16 protein-coding genes are annotated in these 17422 nt (G+C 47.8%); 12 read left to right on the top strand and 4 right to left on the bottom strand.

Features of this window, described 5'->3' with window-relative positions; all coding sequences use genetic code 11:
• Positions 1-21 precede the first annotated feature (21 nt).
• From QBE55_00260 to QBE55_00220, 9 genes are all read left to right on the top strand, one after another.
• On the top strand, positions 22-990 hold the full coding sequence (locus QBE55_00260) for a sugar ABC transporter permease (protein WZL78642.1): 969 nt from the start codon (positions 22-24) through the stop codon (positions 988-990).
• Positions 991-1006: 16 nt separating this feature from the next.
• Positions 1007-1876, top strand: coding sequence for a carbohydrate ABC transporter permease (locus QBE55_00255; protein WZL78641.1), 870 nt, complete (start codon positions 1007-1009; stop codon positions 1874-1876).
• Between the two features lie 13 nt (positions 1877-1889).
• A complete protein-coding gene (locus QBE55_00250) occupies positions 1890-3989 on the top strand; it encodes a YIP1 family protein (protein WZL78640.1) in 2100 nt (699 codons plus the stop codon).
• 30 nt (positions 3990-4019) lie between these two features.
• Positions 4020-6707 (top strand): DUF5696 domain-containing protein, encoded by a 2688-nt coding sequence (locus tag QBE55_00245; GenBank protein WZL78639.1) that lies wholly within the window; start codon positions 4020-4022, stop codon positions 6705-6707.
• 51 nt (positions 6708-6758) lie between these two features.
• The gene (locus QBE55_00240) at positions 6759-7658 is read left to right on the top strand and encodes a sugar ABC transporter permease (protein ID WZL78638.1); all 900 of its coding nucleotides are present in this window, start codon (positions 6759-6761) and stop codon (positions 7656-7658) included.
• Positions 7659-7809: 151 nt separating this feature from the next.
• On the top strand, positions 7810-8691 hold the full coding sequence (locus QBE55_00235) for a carbohydrate ABC transporter permease (GenBank protein WZL78637.1): 882 nt from the start codon (positions 7810-7812) through the stop codon (positions 8689-8691).
• A 149-nt stretch (positions 8692-8840) separates the two neighbouring features.
• A complete protein-coding gene (locus QBE55_00230; protein ID WZL78636.1) occupies positions 8841-10076 on the top strand; it encodes an anaerobic sulfatase maturase in 1236 nt (411 codons plus the stop codon).
• 82 nt (positions 10077-10158) lie between these two features.
• On the top strand, positions 10159-11676 hold the full coding sequence (locus tag QBE55_00225; protein ID WZL78635.1) for a sulfatase-like hydrolase/transferase: 1518 nt from the start codon (positions 10159-10161) through the stop codon (positions 11674-11676).
• An 83-nt stretch (positions 11677-11759) separates the two neighbouring features.
• Positions 11760-11900, top strand: a complete 141-nt coding sequence (locus QBE55_00220; GenBank protein WZL78634.1) for a hypothetical protein — start codon at positions 11760-11762, stop codon at positions 11898-11900.
• A 151-nt stretch (positions 11901-12051) separates the two neighbouring features.
• Here the strand turns inward: QBE55_00220 and QBE55_00215 are convergent, their stop codons facing one another.
• Both QBE55_00215 and QBE55_00210 read right to left on the bottom strand, forming a co-directional pair.
• The gene (locus QBE55_00215) at positions 12052-12891 is read right to left on the bottom strand and encodes a class I SAM-dependent methyltransferase (protein WZL78633.1); all 840 of its coding nucleotides are present in this window, start codon (positions 12889-12891) and stop codon (positions 12052-12054) included.
• 141 nt (positions 12892-13032) lie between these two features.
• Positions 13033-13941, bottom strand: coding sequence for a metallophosphoesterase family protein (locus QBE55_00210; protein ID WZL78632.1), 909 nt, complete (start codon positions 13939-13941; stop codon positions 13033-13035).
• Positions 13942-14092: 151 nt separating this feature from the next.
• Between QBE55_00210 and QBE55_00205 the strand changes: the two genes are divergently transcribed.
• Positions 14093-14938, top strand: a complete 846-nt coding sequence (locus QBE55_00205) for an MFS transporter (GenBank protein ID WZL78631.1) — start codon at positions 14093-14095, stop codon at positions 14936-14938.
• Between the two features lie 24 nt (positions 14939-14962).
• On the opposite strand, the gene QBE55_00200 is transcribed toward QBE55_00205, so the two are convergent.
• Together QBE55_00200 and QBE55_00195 are read right to left on the bottom strand one after the other, a co-directional pair.
• Positions 14963-15283: a type II toxin-antitoxin system RelE/ParE family toxin gene (locus QBE55_00200; GenBank protein WZL78630.1), complete on the bottom strand. Its 321-nt coding sequence runs from the start codon at positions 15281-15283 to the stop codon at positions 14963-14965.
• A complete protein-coding gene (locus tag QBE55_00195) occupies positions 15273-15530 on the bottom strand; it encodes a prevent-host-death protein (GenBank protein WZL78629.1) in 258 nt (85 codons plus the stop codon). Before QBE55_00195 ends, QBE55_00200 begins: the two co-directional genes overlap by 11 nt.
• Positions 15531-15657: 127 nt before the next feature.
• Here QBE55_00195 and QBE55_00190 point away from each other — a divergent pair, with 127 nt between their 5' ends.
• Both QBE55_00190 and QBE55_00185 read left to right on the top strand, forming a co-directional pair.
• Positions 15658-16041: a UPF0236 family protein gene (locus QBE55_00190; protein WZL78628.1), complete on the top strand. Its 384-nt coding sequence runs from the start codon at positions 15658-15660 to the stop codon at positions 16039-16041.
• A gap of 335 nt (positions 16042-16376) precedes the next feature.
• Complete coding sequence (locus QBE55_00185) at positions 16377-17369, top strand: LacI family DNA-binding transcriptional regulator (protein ID WZL78627.1); 993 nt, start codon at positions 16377-16379, stop codon at positions 17367-17369.
• The last annotated feature ends 53 nt before the right edge of the window (positions 17370-17422 follow it).

Raw genomic sequence — 17422 nt, 5'->3', positions numbered from 1 at the left:
TGTGAGGGGAATGGGAAGGATTTGACGAATATAATGAATACATCGGGTGCAACGGGCAGGGCAGGCACGGTTCCGGGCAGGGTTCCGAAAAAGAAACACGGCTTTTTCAATCCATTCCGGAAGGATACGGCGGAAGGATATCTCATGGCCACTCCGTTTGTCATTCTGTTTACTGTTTTTGTTGTCATACCTGTTATATGGAGTCTGGTCTTAAGCTTAACGAGTTACAACATCATCCAGCCCATGAAATTCATCGGGCTTGAGAACTATAAGGAACTGTTTACCAATGACGACTTGTTTATCAAGGCGGTGAAAAATACCTTCAGCTATGCTGTGGTTGCCGGTCCCCTGGGATTTATAGCCTCTTTTCTGTTTGCCTGGATCATCAACCAGCTGAAATTCCGCAATACCTTTGCCCTGGCCTTTTATGCGCCGTCCCTGACCAGTGGTCTGGCCATGTCGGTGGTTTGGCTGTATCTGTTTTCCAGCGACCGGTATGGACTGGTCAATGATATCCTGATCCGGCTGGGATTCCTGAGTGAGCCAGTCCAATGGACAAAGGATCCCCAATATATAATGAAGCTGATTATTTTCATATCACTGTGGACCAGCATGGGTACCGGCTTTTTGACCAATCTTGCGGGGCTCAATAATATTCCGAAGGACATGTACGAAGCCGGGAAGATTGACGGGATCCGAAATAAATTCCAGGAGCTGTGGTATATTACCCTGCCTTCCGTCAAGCCTCAGCTTCTGTTTAATTCCATTATGGCCATGGTGGGAGCTTTGGGGGTCTTTGATATTACAGTGGGAATTGCAGGATTTCCAAGTCCGGACTATGCGGCTCATACCATGGTGGGCCATATGTATGACTATGCATTTCTCCGGTTTGAACTGGGCTATGCGTCTGCCATATCTTTTCTGCTGTTTCTGCTGAATTTTGGATTGGGACGGATTCTGATGAAGATTTTTTCATCCAAGGATGAATAGGAGAGGGAGGAACATTGTGCATATACGGAACCGTAAACGGAAATATTTCAGGAGGATCACTCCGGGGCTGGTGCTTCTGTATATCGTAATGATTTTGTTGGCAGCCTTTATGGCGCTTCCTTTGATTTATCTGGTTGTCACTGCATTTAAACCATTGGATGAGCTGCTGCTGTTTCCACCCCGGTTTTTTGTCAAAAAGCCCACCCTGCAGAACTTCAGCAGCTTGCTGGGGACTCTGGACAGCAAGGTGGTGCCCTTTACCCGATATCTGTTCAACAGTGTAGTTACAACGGTATGCAGCGTCGTGGGCACGGTATTGGTTTGCTCCATGGGGGCTTATTCCGCTGAAAAGCTTCATCTGAGGGGCATGAAGACATTTTCCAGAATTGTGGTTTATGCTCTGATGTATTCCGCTCCGGCGTCTCAGATTCCTATCTATCTGATTGTGAGCAAAGCCGGATTGCTGGACAATTATTTGTCCCTTATCATACCGAAATTTGCGATTCCCATGTATTTCTTCCTGTATCAGCAATTTGTTTCACAGATCCCGGATGAGCTGCTGGACAGTGCCAAACTGGATGGTTGCGGTACGTTTGCCACCTTTCGGAAAATTGTGCTGCCTCTGACGAAATCGGCGAGTTCCACTATCGTCGTATTTTCCTTTATCGCAAACTGGAATGACAGTTTCGGGCCCATGATCTATATCACCAGTCAGGCCAAAAAAACGCTTCCCATTGTGCTGCAGAGCATAGCTGACGGAGGGATTGCCAGGATGGGAGCGGCTGCGGCTGCGACGTTCCTTACGACGGCACCGGTGATACTGATCTATGTGTTTATGCAGTCCAGGGTGTTGCAAACGATGGAATATTCAGGTATCAAAGGATAAGGTGGTATCGTTCATGAAAAAATCCAAATTCTTAAAGGGATTCGTTGCGGTTTTGCTTTCCCTGTTTATCATTTATCAAACAAATGCACCCTGTCATGCCTATAACGAAGCGGACTATGTTTTTGATCCCAATGTCGGGCTTTCCTATATTCCTGTTACCTATAACGCGATCAGGGCGCAGGGCTATTTTGGCAGTCAGGTGGCGCAATTGAATAAGCCGGAGGATATCTTTATCGATCAGAAGGATCATATCTATATCGTGGACAGCGGAAATAACCGGATTGTCATGATGGATGAAAACATGGAACATGTCCGGGCTCTGAACAATTTTGGCGGGGAGACACTGAATAATCCGCAGGGGATCTATGTATACGATAATGGGAACATGCTTATTGCAGATACCGATAACGGAAGGGTCCTGAAGGTGTCCCCGGAAGGAAAGCTGCTGAAGACATTTGTCAAGCCGGAATCAGATTTATATGACAGTTCCTATGCCTTTCGGCCCACCAAGGTTTCCATCAATTCAATTGATCAGATCTTTATATTGAATAAGGATGATTATCATGGCCTGACGATTATTGATGAAGAGAATACGTTCCGGGGATACATGGCCTCCACCAAACTGCAGTACAGCTTTGCGGATCATGTGGTTCAGGCGTTTGCATCGGAATCCCAGAAGAAAAAGATTGCAAAACGGATTCCCCCTACAAACTCCAATTTTCTGATCGATCAGAAGAATGCAATCTACACCACCACGATACATACGAAGCAGGGGCAGCTGAAGAAGTTTTCCACCATAGGAAAGAATATTTATCCATATGGAGGAAGCTTTGGAGATAAATACATTGACTATGTCCTTCTCCACTATGGAAAGAAAAATTCGGATCCGGAATTTGCTGATCTTTGTGTGGACTCGGATGGCATCATCAATATGGTGGACAATGTATCCGGAAGAATCTATCAATACGACGGCAACGGAAACAATCTGATGGTATTTGGAGGAACCGGGAACTGGGCAGGTAAATTTCTAAGTGCTTCCAGCATTGCCATCAACAGCAAAGGAAATATTTATGTTCTGGACAGTACGCAGAATCTTCTTCACGTGATGAAACCCACGGAATTTACTTTGCTGATCCATAAAGCACTGAAAAACTATGAGAACGGCAGGTATGACAAGGCAGTGGTATACTGGCAGCAGGTCATGGATATCAGCCCGAATTATCCCATGGCCCACAAGGGGATGGGAGACTCGTATCTCCGGAACGGGGAATATCGGAAAGCAATGCAGGAGTATCGGATCTCGTTTTATCTGCCGGGATATTCCGAAGCGTTTGATGCACAGCTCCTGCTCGACGTCAGGGAACATTTTGCATTTGTTCTGTTTGGCATCCTGGCAATTGCAATCCTGATCATGCTGCTCTTCAAATATTTCCACGGAGCTTACAAGCGATCCTTTGAGAAGCCGGTTCGAAGCAGGTGGTTCCGAAAAGGGAGCCGTCTCCGGATCCTGCTCGGATCTGTATTTGATCCCATGGAAGGATTTCGGACCATCCGGGAGCAAAGATCCGAGTTTGATGTGACCCTGCCGCTGATCCTGTATGGGCTGGTACTGGCTTCCAGGGTTGCTTCGCTTTATCTGACTCATTTCCCGTTTCAGAAGGATCTTTATAACCGGAACATCGGAATGGAACTGCTCAGCCTGATGATTCCGTTATTGTCCTGGGTGACCTGTAATTATCTGGTTACCACGATACGAAGCGGGGAAGTGAAAATCAGCGAAGTGTTCAGTGCATCCGCTTATTCCATGGTACCCTATATCCTGATCACGGTTCCGCTGGCGCTGTTCTCCAACGTGCTGTCCCTTTCCAGCCTTTCCCTGTATAACGGCATCAATGATATCATGTGGATATGGATCTTTGTTCTGTTTTTTATCAATGTGATGTCCATGAACTCCTATAGTTTTACGGAAACGGTGAAGGTTGCTCTCATTACCCTTCTGGGCATCCTGTTTATCTGGATTATTCTGGGATTGGTGTTTCTGCTTGGAGAGGAACTGGTTGATTTCATAAAGGAAGTATGGGGCAGCTATCGGATGTATTTTCAGTTGAACTGAGGGTGTGGATGGATGACAAGGAGGCAAAGCATGAATAAAAAAAGAGTAGGTACCATGGCCCTTGCAGTTCTGCTGTTTTTCGGATGCCCTGGTCTGTTTCATCCGGGAAAAGTGTCTGCCCGGGAAAATGGGACGGCAGGGCAGGAACCGCAGAAGATGGAAGAGCAGAAGACGGATGAGCAAAGATCGCAGGACATCAAACCGGAAAAGCAGATTTCGCAGGGCTTGGCATCGGAAGTTAGGGAACCGGAAGGGTATACGCTTGCTGCAGAAAATGATTTTCTCATCCTTTATGTAAGGGAGGAAACCGGCGTCATCGATGTAGTGGACAAAGAAACGGGATATGTATGGAGCTCAGCTGTGGATCCTGCAAAATATACGCCGGAAGGGGAGAAACCGGACGCGTATTTCATGGAAACCTACAATTCGCTGTTTGGATTGTCCTATACGGATCTGGGCATGAATTCAACCGATATCATTACCGCTCCCGTAAACACTCTGGAACCGGAGATTGGCATGAAGGAAATAAAGAATGGCGTAAGGCTTTCCTATCATCTTCCGGAAGAAAATATTTCCCTGGCTGTGGACATTTCCATAGACGGGAAGTCCCTGATTGCCTCTGTTCCGTCAAAACGTATCCAGGAGGGGGAAGGGACAAAGAAAAAACTGGATGGCTATGTCAAAACCATCCGGGAGTTTATTGCTCATACGGAAAAAATCGTCGATGAGGCGGATAAACTGAAGCTCAGTGAAAATAAAGCCACGATTGCCAATGCCAGAAAAGGCATCGCCAAACTCAAGGATTATTTTAAAGATGTGAAGAGTGCGGTAGGCATCCAATATATAGCGGAGAAGGCGAGTGGCGTCATACGGAGTCATTCAAACATCCAATCTCTCGACGACTGTATTTATGGCGGGCAGAAAGATGAAAAAGGCTTTTTCAATAAGATCAGGGAATCGGACAAGGTTTCAAAGAAGGACAAGGACCGTTTTGCAAAGATGAGGAGCGACCTGGAGAAAGAAGAGGACTATGCCGTATACTGCATTGGGCTGATGAAATCCATCAAATACGGCGGGATAATACAAATCCAGCTGCTTCCCAATTTTGGCGCCTCTTCGGACGATGAAAAAGGCTATGTTTTCTTTCCCAACGGATCGGGTGCCATCGCTTACAATAAGCCGGATCATGGCAATGTAACCGGACATTATGAACAGGATATCTATTCCGACCGGGGTGTGGATATCCGGTGGGAATTCAACCGGGATCTGGCAGGGCTGAAACGGGCTATGCTGCCGGTTTACGGTTCAAAAAAGGAAAAGGACGCTTTTCTGGCCATAATTGAAAAAGGGGACGTGGACGCGTCTGTATCCTTCTATCCCAGCGGAAATACCGTTAATCTGAATCGGATCAATGCAAATTTTACTTACCGGAATATGGTGGAGATCAGCTCCTCCAGTGCTTATTCCTCCAAAACCGCCAAGGTTTATGAAAAAGAGAAGAACAGCTTTGATGCGGAAGTCCGGTTTCAATTCCTGAACGGGGAACAGGCAAACTACAGTGGCATGGCCAACGCCTACCGGTCTTATCTTCAGAAAAGATCCCTTCTGAACAAAAGCGACCGGCTTCAGAAAGGGAAAGTGCCCATAGGACTGGAATTTGTCGGTGGCGTGGAAAAGCCAGTCCTGTTCTTTAGCCGGTTCATCCCCTTCTCCACTTTCGGGCAGGTACAGGATATCATGGGGAAGCTGAAAACGGCTGGTGTGGAAAACATGATGATCGGAATGGATCGCTGGACCGATCCGATCAAAAGGCCCACCCGGTTCCGACCAGCAGCCGGCCTCGGGGGAGGACAAGGGCTGAAGGATCTGGAAAAAGAAGCAAAACGGCAAAAGAATGCCCTGTTTCTGGCGGAGGATTATGTTTATGCCGATTCGTCCGACCGCAATATAAATAAGAAAAAGCTGGCAAACGATACGAACCAGAGGATCTTTGAGTTCGGTACCCATTCCGATAAGCTGTTTTCACCATTGGTGGTAAAGGAAAGCTTATTGAAACAATCCCTGCCGGCTCATAAGGAATATGGCAACCCCGGCATGATGGTTTCTGCAATTCCGAATCTCATGTATTATGATTACAATGAGAAATACCGGTCCACCCGGGCAGGGACGGTGAAAACATGGATGGAAAGCTATGAACAGGCAGCCAGGCAGATCGAGCTTGCCAGTATGGGCGGCAATCTGTATGTGCTGAAAAACAGCTCCTGGCTTCTGGATATTCCCATCGGCTCCACAGATTATGTCTTTGCCGATCAATCCGTGCCGTTTTATCAGATGGTGGTTCATGGCTCCATTCCCTATACGGCAAAGCCTTTCAACACGTTCTTTGATAAGGAACTGGAAAAATTGAAGGCCATTGAATACGGATGCGTCCCGTTCTATTTGCTGACGGTGGAGGAAACGGCCAGGTATGCGGATATCTATGATGAATTCACTACTCCTTACCCATTGGCAGAGAAGGAGATCATCGATACCTATCGGGAGTTTGAAAAAAACTTTTCCCGGTTTACCGATGCTTATATGATATCCCATGAATATCGGCCGGATGACATTGCAGTGGTAAAATACAGCAACAACAGGACAATATATATCAATTATTCCGGGAAAGAGGGTAAGGCAGATGATATTGTGGTTCCGGCAAAAGGATATGTTGTACATTAAAACCGGCCTGCCGGCGCAGGCAGGTACCTGGACAGAGAGCGGGTTTGCAATATGAAGATAAAAAAGTCGAAGCTTACTTCAAAGGAAAACAAATGGGGCTATTTTTTCACTGCTCCATGGATGCTGGGGTTCTTGGCCTTCTTTACCTATCCGTTGGTGTATTCGCTGATTCTTTCCTTCGGCAAGGTCAGGGATATCGTTTCTTATTCCCTGGACTTTGCGGGATGGACGAATTATGCCAATGCATTTTTCCAGGATACAGATTTTATTCCGCTGCTTCTGGACACGCTGAAGGAGGTATTGATTAAAACGCCTCTCGTCGTCGTATTTTCTCTTTTTATTGCCATATTGCTGAATCGGGAATTGAAGTTCAAGGGATTGTTCCGAGTGGCGTTTTTCCTGCCTGTTTTACTGGGTACCGGTGTTGTTATGGATACGATCACAGGGAACATTGCGAAGACGGCTTCTGAGCTTGCTGCAGAGGCGTACGAATCGATGGCGACATCTTCTGAAGAAATGATCAGTCTCTCCGGTACGTTGGTGGCAATTTTCGGGTACCGCATCGCTTATTTCATGAGTAACCTGCTGACGCTTACAAAGGATATCTTCTGGATGTCCGGAATCCAGATCATTATCTTTCTCGGGGCCCTGCAGACCATACCGGAATCCTATTACGAGGCAGCTTACTGCGACGGTGCCATGGAGTGGGAAAAGTTCTGGAAAATCACCCTGCCCCTGGTTACTCCGACCATATTGCTCAATACGGTATTTACGATAATTGATTTCTCCACAAATGCCGGAAATAAGGTGATAAAGTATACTCTGGATACCACATTCAAAGACTTTAATCTTGCTTACGGCAGCGCTTTGGGATGGATTTACTTTGTGATATCCGGAGCCATTGCCATTCTCGCTTTCACAATCCTGAGGCGTTTTACCAATTATGATTAAGAAGACAGGACTCTGCAGTAAAGGCTCCGGTGCGAACCGTCGCGCAACAGCCTTTTTGCGGTGAAATCAAACAGGAAAAGAGGTCTGGAATCTGTTGATGAATCCAACAATAAGTGAAAATAGAAGAAAGCAGGAGAAAATCACTTTCCGCATGGATCATTTTCGGAAAGTATCCGGCAAATTTCTGATCAATCTCATTATCTATGCGCTGTTGATTGAGCTGGTTTTTGTTTTTCTGTATCCATTGATCTATCTGGTCTTCAATTCACTCAAGTATGATTTTGAGTTGATTGATGCCAGCAAGGTGTGGGTGATTACCAGGGTGAATGCTGAGAACTACAGTAACGTATTCCAAAAGATGAATTACTTCCATACCCTTTTCAATACGCTTACGGTGGTGCTGATCAGTACGGTGGGACATGTTCTTTCCTGCGGCCTGGCAGGCTACGGCTTTGCACGGTTTCAGTTCCGGGGCAAGGGGATCATGTTTGGAATTGCCATGCTGAGTCTGATTATTCCGCCGCAGGTGCTGATCATGCCTCTCTATATCCAGTATTCCGAACTCAACTGGATGGGAACGTTTCTGCCGATTCTGGTTCCCTGCTTTTTTGGCTTTGGGCTAAAGGGAGGGCTGTATATCTTTTTGTTCCGGCAGTTTTTCAAAACCCTGCCGAAGTCTTACGAAGAGGCAGCAAAAATTGAGGGCTGCTCCATGCCGCGGATATTTTTCAGCATTATGCTTCCCATTGCAAAGACCACAATCCTGGTGGTATCGATTTTATCAGTCGTATGGCATTGGAATGACGCCTTTGAGCCGGATACCTATTTGTCCAACTATAACAAAATACTGGTGCAGCGAATATCCGGGGTAGCCCAGTACGGGGTAAAAGTCACCACTGCACTGGGAAATGAGATCAATCTGGATGCCATGGCAGCATGTGTGCTGGCAATGCTGCCTTTGATGATCATCTATTTTGTGTTCCAGAAGCAGTTTATGCAGGGAGTGGAAAACAGCGGGCTGGCAAATTTTTAAGGGAAGCCGGGACTCCGGAGCCACTATTTTTTGGGCTCTCCAAAATCATAATATCGGTTCTTTTCATGGAATCAGAAAGAAATGTGCCAAAAAAAAGAGATACCGATCCTCAACCTGTAGTACAATAGAGACAGGGGGGATCGGTTTTTATGAACAGGCCATTTTCGTTATTGATCAAGCCCACATCAGCGGATTGTAATTTAAGATGTGAATATTGCTTTTATCTGGAGAAGAGTGTGTTGTATCCCCGAAGCAAAAAACATCGTATGTCGGATGAGGTTCTGGAAAAAATGATTGCAGGCTATCTGGCTACTGAGCAGCCGGTCTATGCCTTCGGCTGGCAGGGAGGGGAGCCGACTTTGATGGGCCGGGAATTCTTTGAGAAAGTTCTCTCTTTGCAGCAAAAGTACGGAAAGGGCAGGACCATTGCCAACAGTCTGCAGACCAATGGTACTTTGCTGGATGACGATTTTGCCCGTTTCCTGGCAGAAAACCATTTTCTGGTGGGGATCAGCCTGGATGGGCCGGAGGAGGTCCATAACCGGTATCGAAGGCGGGCGGACGGCTCCGGATCCTGGCAGGATGTTCGCAGGGGAATGCAGTGTCTGGAACGGAACCATGTTGAATTCAATGTCCTGACGCTGGTGAATGCGGCAGACGCAGGCCGGGGAAAGCAGATTTACCGGTATCTCCGGGATCTTGGAGTGCAGTATCATCAATACATTCCCTGTGTGGAGCCGGAGCCGGACGGCAGTCCCATGCCTTTTTCCATAACCGGGGAGCAGTGGGGACAGTTTCTGTGCGATGTGTTTGCTGAATGGATCCGGGAGGATGTCTATCGGGTATCGGTCCGCATGTTCGATGCTGTTTTGAACCACATGATAGACGGCAGCTATTCGGTGTGCCATATGGCTGGAAATTGCTGTCAATACTTTGTGGTGGAGCATAACGGGGATGTTTATCCGTGTGACTTTTTTGTGGAGAAGGACAAAAGAATTGGGAACCTTGCGGACCGTTCCTGGGAATCCATGTTGTCTGACCCCGGATATCTTGCGTTTGGGCGGCAAAAGGCACAGTGGAATCCACAATGCCGTTCCTGTGAATATCTTACATATTGCTCCGGTGACTGCCTGAAGCATCGCATTTATAACGGAAACCCGCCGGATCATATGAGCTGGCTGTGCAGCGGGTGGAAAGCTTTTTACCAGCACGCCCTGCCTCAGCTGCGGGAGCTGGCGGAGGCCTGCAGGAAGGATCCTGCCATGGCGGGGAAGTGGGAAGATGCTCCCAAAAATGGACTTTTTGTGGATGCCGGATGGGGGCGGAATGAACCCTGCTACTGTGGCAGCGGTAAAAAATACAAGAAATGCCACGGCGCCCATTGATTCATTGCATGGATTTTCTGCTTTCCTTCACATGAACCGATCTTCAGACTGCAGTACAATAGGAACAGGAGTGGAAACAAACATGTCCCCAAATATCATTATTGTTATGACAGACCAGCAAAGGGCTGATTTGCGCAAAGGAGCGGGATACTCCCTGGATACCATGCCATTTTTGGATTCCTGGGCCAAAGGCGGAGTGGATTTTGCCAGAGCTTATACACCCAACCCCACCTGTATGCCTGCCAGAGTCAGCATGTTGACCGGGCGCTATCCGGAAAGTCATGGAGTACGCACCAATCATAATGCCCGGGATGCTTTCTATACGGCGGATTTGCTGGATGTATTGAAATCAATGGGTTATGTGACTGCGTTGTGTGGGAAAAATCATTCCCATCGCAATCCGTCGGATTTTGACTTTCATGAAGTGAACGGGCATACCGGTATAGAAGATCACCAGAAGATTTCGGAAGCAGAGAGCAGGCTGGATCAATATTTATCAGAATTACAGCATATGGAAGGGCATCGGCCGTCCCCGGGAGGAATCATGGTACAGCAACCTTATCGCAATGTGACGTCCGCCTTGAGATTCATTGATCAATGCAAGGGAGACAGACCCTTCTTCCTTTGGCTGTCCTTTGCTGAGCCACATAACCCTTATCAGGTACCGGAGCCTTATTTCGATATGTTCCCTCCGGAGTCCTTGCCGGAGCAGCAAACATCCACGGAAAATCTGGCGGACAAGGGACATCGCTTTATCTGGCTTCGCAGTATCTGGGAAAAGATCCTGGGCCCGGATATAGACAACCGAATTTTGCGCGTCCGTTCCAATTATCATGGCATGCTCCGGTTGATTGATGATCAGTTCAAACGCTTGATCCATGGTCTGGATGAAAGAAATCTCGTGAAGAATACCATCATATTGTTCGTATCGGACCATGGCGATTTTGTCGGGGAATACGGGCTGATCCGCAAGGGGCCGGATCTGCCGGATGTGTTGACCCATATTCCCATGATATGGCGGGGGCCTGGAGTGGCTCCACAGGGAACGTTAAAGAGCCCTTTCGTAAATCTGGTCGACATATTGCCGACCATTTGTGATATTCTCAGAGCGGAAACTCCTTTTGGAGTACAGGGGAAAAGTATTCTCCCGCTTCTTCGAAACCGAAATATTCCGGAAGGGGAATATCAGGTTGCCTATTCGGAAAGCGGTTACTCCGGACGCTATTGGACGGACAGGGACAGGCTGGATATTGTAACGGAGGGTGCAAGCAGGAATATGGAGACGTTTGATTGTCTGAACACGTGGACGCAATGCGGTCAGGTGCGAATGATCCGTAAAGGCGATTATAAAATGCAGGTTGATATGATGGGAAAAGGGTACTTATACCACTTGGTATCCGATCCGATGGAAATACGGAATCTATGGGATAATCCTGCGTATATGGCTATCAAGGCGGACCTTTTAACCGGGTTAACTGCTGCGATGTTGAGAGCCTGTGATCCGCTCCCTGCACCGCATCATCGGTATCGCACCAAAATCCATCCCAAAGGGTACTGGTATCAGGATTATGTGGCTGAGGATCCGGGAGTACGGGAATGATTCAGGCGATTCGGGATATTCCCGGTCTTTTGCGTTTTTGTGGTGAGACCATTGAAAAAGACTATTGGGAGAAGGGTTAAGCGATGTACAACATCGACTGTCTGATTTTGATTCGATTCAATTTGGATTACGGCAAAAATTATTTTGAAGGAAATGAACTGTTAAAACAGCTTCGGTCCATCATTGATGAAAAAGCAAGGCAAAGAATGATGTCTGAATCGTAAGTCAGAATTCAACAGGGGAAAGAGATCCGCCGGAGATATCCATCAAGAGTCAAAGAAAAATGCAAAGGACATAATGAATTACGCCTTTCTTCTGTCCGGCGGCTTTGAAACGGGAGGTTTTCCATGTATCGTATCACAACCGATACAGGCTTTATGATCCGGATACGGGATTTGAGTTTACCGACCTGTCGGAGGTAGATCTCCCTACATACATCAAATGCTCCGACCAACTGAGCAAATCCTCACGCTCCCAGATCTTTTCGCAGAGATCAAGCCACAGATCTACAATCTCTTTCGGCTGTGACATGATGTTGCCCTCGCAGGGGGAGGTAATGCTCTCCTGACCGAAAAAGTGGAGCTTTTCAAGTGGAAACTGCGACATGAACGGCAGGATTTCGTCCTGCTTTGCGAAATACGCCTGGGTAAACGCCGCACCTGAATAGCTACGATTTTCAAAAAAGGTATGATAAAACTCCTGCTCAATGGGATCGCTTACAATATCCGGCATAAACTTCATTGCGTATATTATTCCGGCAAACATATTGATAAACGACACAAAGATAACGCCATTTTGTTTCAACAAGTTTAATGCGGCGTTTACGGCCTTTACTCTGTCCTCTTTTTCCAGAAGATGATAAAGTGGTCCCATAAGCAAAACATGGTTGTATTGCTCGGTAGTCAGCCTATTCGCTTCCCGTGCGTCGCCGGTGATCGTTTGGATGAAAAGCCCTTGTTCGGCGGCGCGTTCGGCGGCAAACCTGGTGTTCTCCGGCGACAAGTCGAACAGTGTGACATCGCAGCCTTTTTCCGCAAGATAAAGAGAATATCTCCCCGGACCGCCGCCAATGTCGAGAACCTTATCACCCGATTTTATATAACGGTCAAGCATCCGGCAAGTCAGCAGGAATTCCGGTCTGCCCGCGATACGATTCCATTCAACTTCCACTCCCGCATTGTAGAAATCCCTTATGATTTTTGTGGTTTCGTCCATCACCTTTTCTTCCTTTCCATAACCCATGCAAGCTGCAACCCGATAGCGCTTTCATTCTCATGGGTCAATGTTTATAAGTTTTCATAAATGTTCGATAAAGCAGCATAATATCATTGAAACATGAAGTTGGTTCCAAACACTTCAAAATTCGTAAGTCGCCACGGCTTTACGCCATACGTCGTTTTCCATCGGAAACTTACCGTCACCGATTTTACGGGCATGTTCCCAAAATCGATTCATCACCATATCCGAGGCACTCCGGAGCATAGCGATATGCAATTTCCCCCAAAACTCCGCGTGCGAAAAAGCGGAAAACCCGTGAATGGCGTTAATCGTTTTATTGATGTCATATTTGACCCGGCGCAGTTCTATTGCCGGTGTACCGCCGTCATCCTCAATGATGGCATACGGCGCGCGGGTGTCATAGTCGAAAGGCAATCCGCAGCTGCCGGGGTTGAGCAAAATCTTGTCTTTGACTTTACCGAAAAACTGCAAATGATTATGCCCGAACAAACAAATATCACCGGGACAATCCGCGATTTCCTGTGCGTATTTCTCAGCGGATATTTGCATGGCGTTTACTCCGTCCTGAAAAGAAAATGGTTTTTGTTCCATCTTCCTGGCGTAATCGCCGGAATGGAATGCGCCGAGCCGCGGAGAATGTCCGATTAACGGAAAACCATGCGATAAATGAAGCCATTTGCCGCTTGGCGTGGTCAGATCAGCGGTTTCGGGGAGGGACATCAGAAAATCAAGGTTTATCTGCGTCAGATTTTTGTAAGACCAAAAATTTGGCAGCATTTGTTCATGCTTACAACCGGCGGGCTTTGTTCGGCTTAACGAAATCACGCCGATGTCGCCGTTGCCAAGTATCGCAGTACAGTTAGGCAAAGTGCGGATGATATCCACCACTTCATTCAAAAACGGCGTATCGCGCATATAATCGCCTAGCAGTAAGAAGACTGTTGCGCCATTCGCTTTTGCATCGGCAACAACCGCCTGAAACGCCGGCAAGTTTCCATGGATATCCGATAATACCGCGTATATCATTGAGCACACTCCCTCTTAATTAACGTGAATATCCAGGTCGGCCTTTCTGCCTGGACCAACTCCCTGCCTTTTTGCCCATCCTATCACAATTTCCGATGCATGACAATGTATCCCCATAGACCTGCAGTAATCAATGCAGGCAGCCATCCCCATGCTGGTGCCGATGGAAATGCTGACCAAGGCCGGGGGCTGGGGCAATCTGATCACGTCCGTCATGCTGGGACCGGTACTTGGCGCGGTGCTGATGGGCATTTTCTCTATGGCGGGCATTATGCTGGTGGACATCCTTGGCGCGGCGTTTGCCATCGCCTGCCTGCTGTTCGTGCGCATTCCCGATATTCCGCGGACTGCCGAAAAGCCGGATTTCCGCACGGATTTCAAGCAAGGCTTTGCCGCTATGCGTCAAAACAGGCCCTTGATGGCGGCACTGCCATCCCTTGTTCTGGCCACCATCCTCTATATGCCGCTGGGGGCGTTGTTCCCGCTGCTGGTACGCACACACTTTTTGGGCGAGGCGTGGCACAACAGCGTGGTGGAGGTTGTGTTTTCCGCCGGGCTGATGGTTTCTTCGCTGATCATAGGGGTGTGGGGCGGCATACGCAAGCGGTTTTTAATGGTGTCTCTGGCCATTGGGGTGCTGGGAGCCGCCGCCCTCATCAGCGGCGCTCTGCCTCAAAGCGGATACTGGGCTTGTGTCGTGTGCTGCTTCTTCATGGGTGGTTCCGGCACCTTCTTCAATGTGCCGCTTACGGCATATATACAGGAAAGCACGCCGCCCGAAGTGCTGGGTAAGGTCTTTTCCCTGTACTTGACCGTCATGACGCTGGCCATGCCCATCGGTCTTTTGGTGGCGGGGCCTGTTACGGAGGTTATGGGAGCGGACAAGTGGTTTTTATGGTCGGGCATTGCTATGGTTGGATCCGCCATACTCTGCCGCGTGATGACGCGGCGCTATGACAAAGAAACGATGCCGGCAGAACAGGAGGTACGATTATGAATGGAAAAAAGCGCGCGTAAAAATTCAGTTCTTGCCGAGTAAGATTGTTTCCCAATCGCGACGGCCATAAATGATACGGACAATATGCACTTCTTCGCCCTTTGGGATGTAGAATACGATGAAATTATCCACCGGGAGCAAACGATACCCTTTCGCATTCAAGATATCGTTATCGGCAGCCGAACCAATCAAAGGAAATTCGTCCAGCCGCTCCATCGAATCGAAAATTCTATCGATCAATTTTCCCGTCGCACCGGGCGAATGAAGATCACTGGCAATATACGAAAGGGTTTCGTCCAGATCGGCATAGGCCGTCTCTGAAACGATGATTCTTTTATTCGGCATATTTTTGTTTCAGCCTTGTTTTGGCTTCCTCCAGTGTCATACTTTGTCCGTCCGCAATTTGCTTTTCGCCCTCGGCCAGTTTGGCATAAAGCTCAAGCAGAGCAGACTTTTTTTCGTATTCCACAATATCTACCAAGACATAACGGCCACGGCCGTTTTTCGTCAGGTAAACGGGGCTGTTTAGCGCACAGTCCTTTAAAACTTTGTTGTAGTTACGCAAATCCGAAATCGGTTTTATATTCAACATAAAAGCACCTCCACTTCACTTATAGTATAGCAAGATTTTCGTAAAATACAACACTATATTTTAAGAAAACTGATATCATAAGCGTTCCTGTCCTGATACGTATTGCTATCAGGAGTTGAAGGATGCATTGGATTGGCCGGACAAGGACATGGTTAAGGATGTTTTCAAGAAGATCCTCAAACGAACGGTTTCCAAAACGAAGAGGAAGGCAGTTAAGGATGCCAGACGGTACATATTGAATAACTGGCATGGAATAGAAATAAAGGCTGATAAGGACTATGAACTGATAGGATGCAGTGCCGAAGGTCATATAAGCCATGTGTTTTCAAGCAGGCTAAGCAGCAGGCCTAAGGGATGGTCTGAAAAAGGTGTTGCCAGGAACGCTATTAGGCCCTCCATAAAGCTCGTTATGGCGTTTTTGTTCTTCGTAAGGAGAAATTATAGCCGGGACGACATAGATCAAGCGTTTATGCCGCAAAAGCTGCTTGATAACGAGAAGTCAGTGTGGTAGCATTGAGGTACGGCAGCAACCGCTCCAAAGCCTATCCCGCTGTTAGAGATGGCTGCTGCCGACATCTGCCGTAAGCCACACCGGCAGAGGCTCGTTGTCAAGCAGGTCGTGGAATATATGCGGCTGACAAGATTGATTGCTGTTAAAATTAATGAAATCAATCAAGACCACTGTTGCTAGTAAGAATACTGTTGCTAGTAAGAATATTTCAGGATGTCTCTATTCTTTCTTTCCCTACAGTAAATTGACGCTATCCATCCAGGCAGGCAGCATTGACAGAAGCGCAATCCGGGGGTATAATTAATGTAAGCGCTTACATTAATGGTGGTGGATGGATGAACATTTATGAAGTGGCCAGAAAGGCAGGCGTTTCCATTGCTACGGTTTCCCGGGTGATCAACAACAGTTCCACGGTTCGGCCGGAGACCCGTGAGAAAGTTGAAGCGGCGCTGAAGGAGCTGAAATACCGGCCTAATGATATTGCCAGGAGTCTGGTGGTGAAATCGACTCATACCATAGGGGTTCTGGCCAGCGACGTCCGGGATTCCTACTATGCGAATGCCATATATATCCTGGAACAGGAGTTCCGCAAGCTCGGGTATCATATGATTCTCTGCAATACCGGAGGCGGACTGGAGAAAAGAAAGGGATATATGGGGCTGCTTCTGGAGAAAAAAGTGGATGGAATCGTACTGGTCGGTTCCGTTTTCAGGGAAAAGGCAGGCAACCGGCACATCCTGGATACGGCTTCCGTTGTGCCTGTTGTGATGCTCAACAGTTTCCTGGACGGGGAAAATATCTATTCCGTAAAGTGTGATGATGAGGCAGCCACGGAGGAGATTGTGGAAAGTCTGGTGAGACGGGGTTACCGGGAGATCGTGTATGTCTATGACGTGGACAGTTTCAGCGGCCTGGCAAAGCTGGACGGATTCCGTGCCGGGATGAAGGAAGCGGGACTGGAATGCAGACCGTATTCCATTCTCAAAACGGAAAGCGGCATCATCGGCGGGGAAAAGGCACTGGAACAGCTGGAGGCAGCAAACGTCTCCTACCGTGCCATAGCAGCCAGCGAGGATATCCTGGCAGCCGGTGTTCTGAAAGCTTTGAAGCGGAGGGGAAAGAAAGTACCGGAGGATGTTGCGGTGTTCGGATATAACGATTCCGTCATTGCCCGTTGTACGTCTCCCGGGTTGTCATCGGTTGACAATAAGGTCGGGGCTCTGGCCAAAGTAGCAGCGAATATTTTATGCTGGGTTTTGCATGGAGAGGAGATTCCTTCCCATCATACCATCGTTCCGGAATTGGTTTTCCGGCAAAGCTGTCCATAGAGTTTTCCCGGGAAATCCCGGCCGGATTCTGCACTGTTTGCCTGTGTGCTGTT

The organism is Eubacteriales bacterium mix99, assembly GCA_038396605.1.
Classification (GTDB): Bacteria; Bacillota; Clostridia; order Caldicoprobacterales; family DTU083; genus UBA4874.
The sequence above is the reverse complement of the archived record's forward strand: the minus strand, read 5'-3'. Positions and strand labels throughout refer to the sequence as shown.

Excerpts from the sequence above, each read along its gene's own strand:
- QBE55_00225 (WZL78635.1), top strand. The coding sequence starts at position 10,159 with ATGTCCCCAAATATCATTATTGTTATGACAGACCAGCAAAGGGCTGAT.
- QBE55_00230 (WZL78636.1), top strand. The coding sequence starts at position 8,841 with ATGAACAGGCCATTTTCGTTATTGATCAAGCCCACATCAGCGGATTGT.
- QBE55_00205 (WZL78631.1), top strand. The coding sequence starts at position 14,093 with ATGCTGGTGCCGATGGAAATGCTGACCAAGGCCGGGGGCTGGGGCAAT.
- QBE55_00245 (WZL78639.1), top strand. The coding sequence starts at position 4,020 with ATGAATAAAAAAAGAGTAGGTACCATGGCCCTTGCAGTTCTGCTGTTT.
- QBE55_00240 (WZL78638.1), top strand. The coding sequence starts at position 6,759 with ATGAAGATAAAAAAGTCGAAGCTTACTTCAAAGGAAAACAAATGGGGC.
- QBE55_00235 (WZL78637.1), top strand. The coding sequence starts at position 7,810 with ATGGATCATTTTCGGAAAGTATCCGGCAAATTTCTGATCAATCTCATT.
- QBE55_00200 (WZL78630.1), bottom strand. The coding sequence starts at position 15,283 with ATGCCGAATAAAAGAATCATCGTTTCAGAGACGGCCTATGCCGATCTG.
- QBE55_00185 (WZL78627.1), top strand. The coding sequence starts at position 16,377 with ATGAACATTTATGAAGTGGCCAGAAAGGCAGGCGTTTCCATTGCTACG.
- QBE55_00220 (WZL78634.1), top strand. The coding sequence starts at position 11,760 with ATGTACAACATCGACTGTCTGATTTTGATTCGATTCAATTTGGATTAC.
- QBE55_00195 (WZL78629.1), bottom strand. The coding sequence starts at position 15,530 with ATGTTGAATATAAAACCGATTTCGGATTTGCGTAACTACAACAAAGTT.
- QBE55_00210 (WZL78632.1), bottom strand. The coding sequence starts at position 13,941 with ATGATATACGCGGTATTATCGGATATCCATGGAAACTTGCCGGCGTTT.
- QBE55_00250 (WZL78640.1), top strand. The coding sequence starts at position 1,890 with ATGAAAAAATCCAAATTCTTAAAGGGATTCGTTGCGGTTTTGCTTTCC.
- QBE55_00215 (WZL78633.1), bottom strand. The coding sequence starts at position 12,891 with ATGGACGAAACCACAAAAATCATAAGGGATTTCTACAATGCGGGAGTG.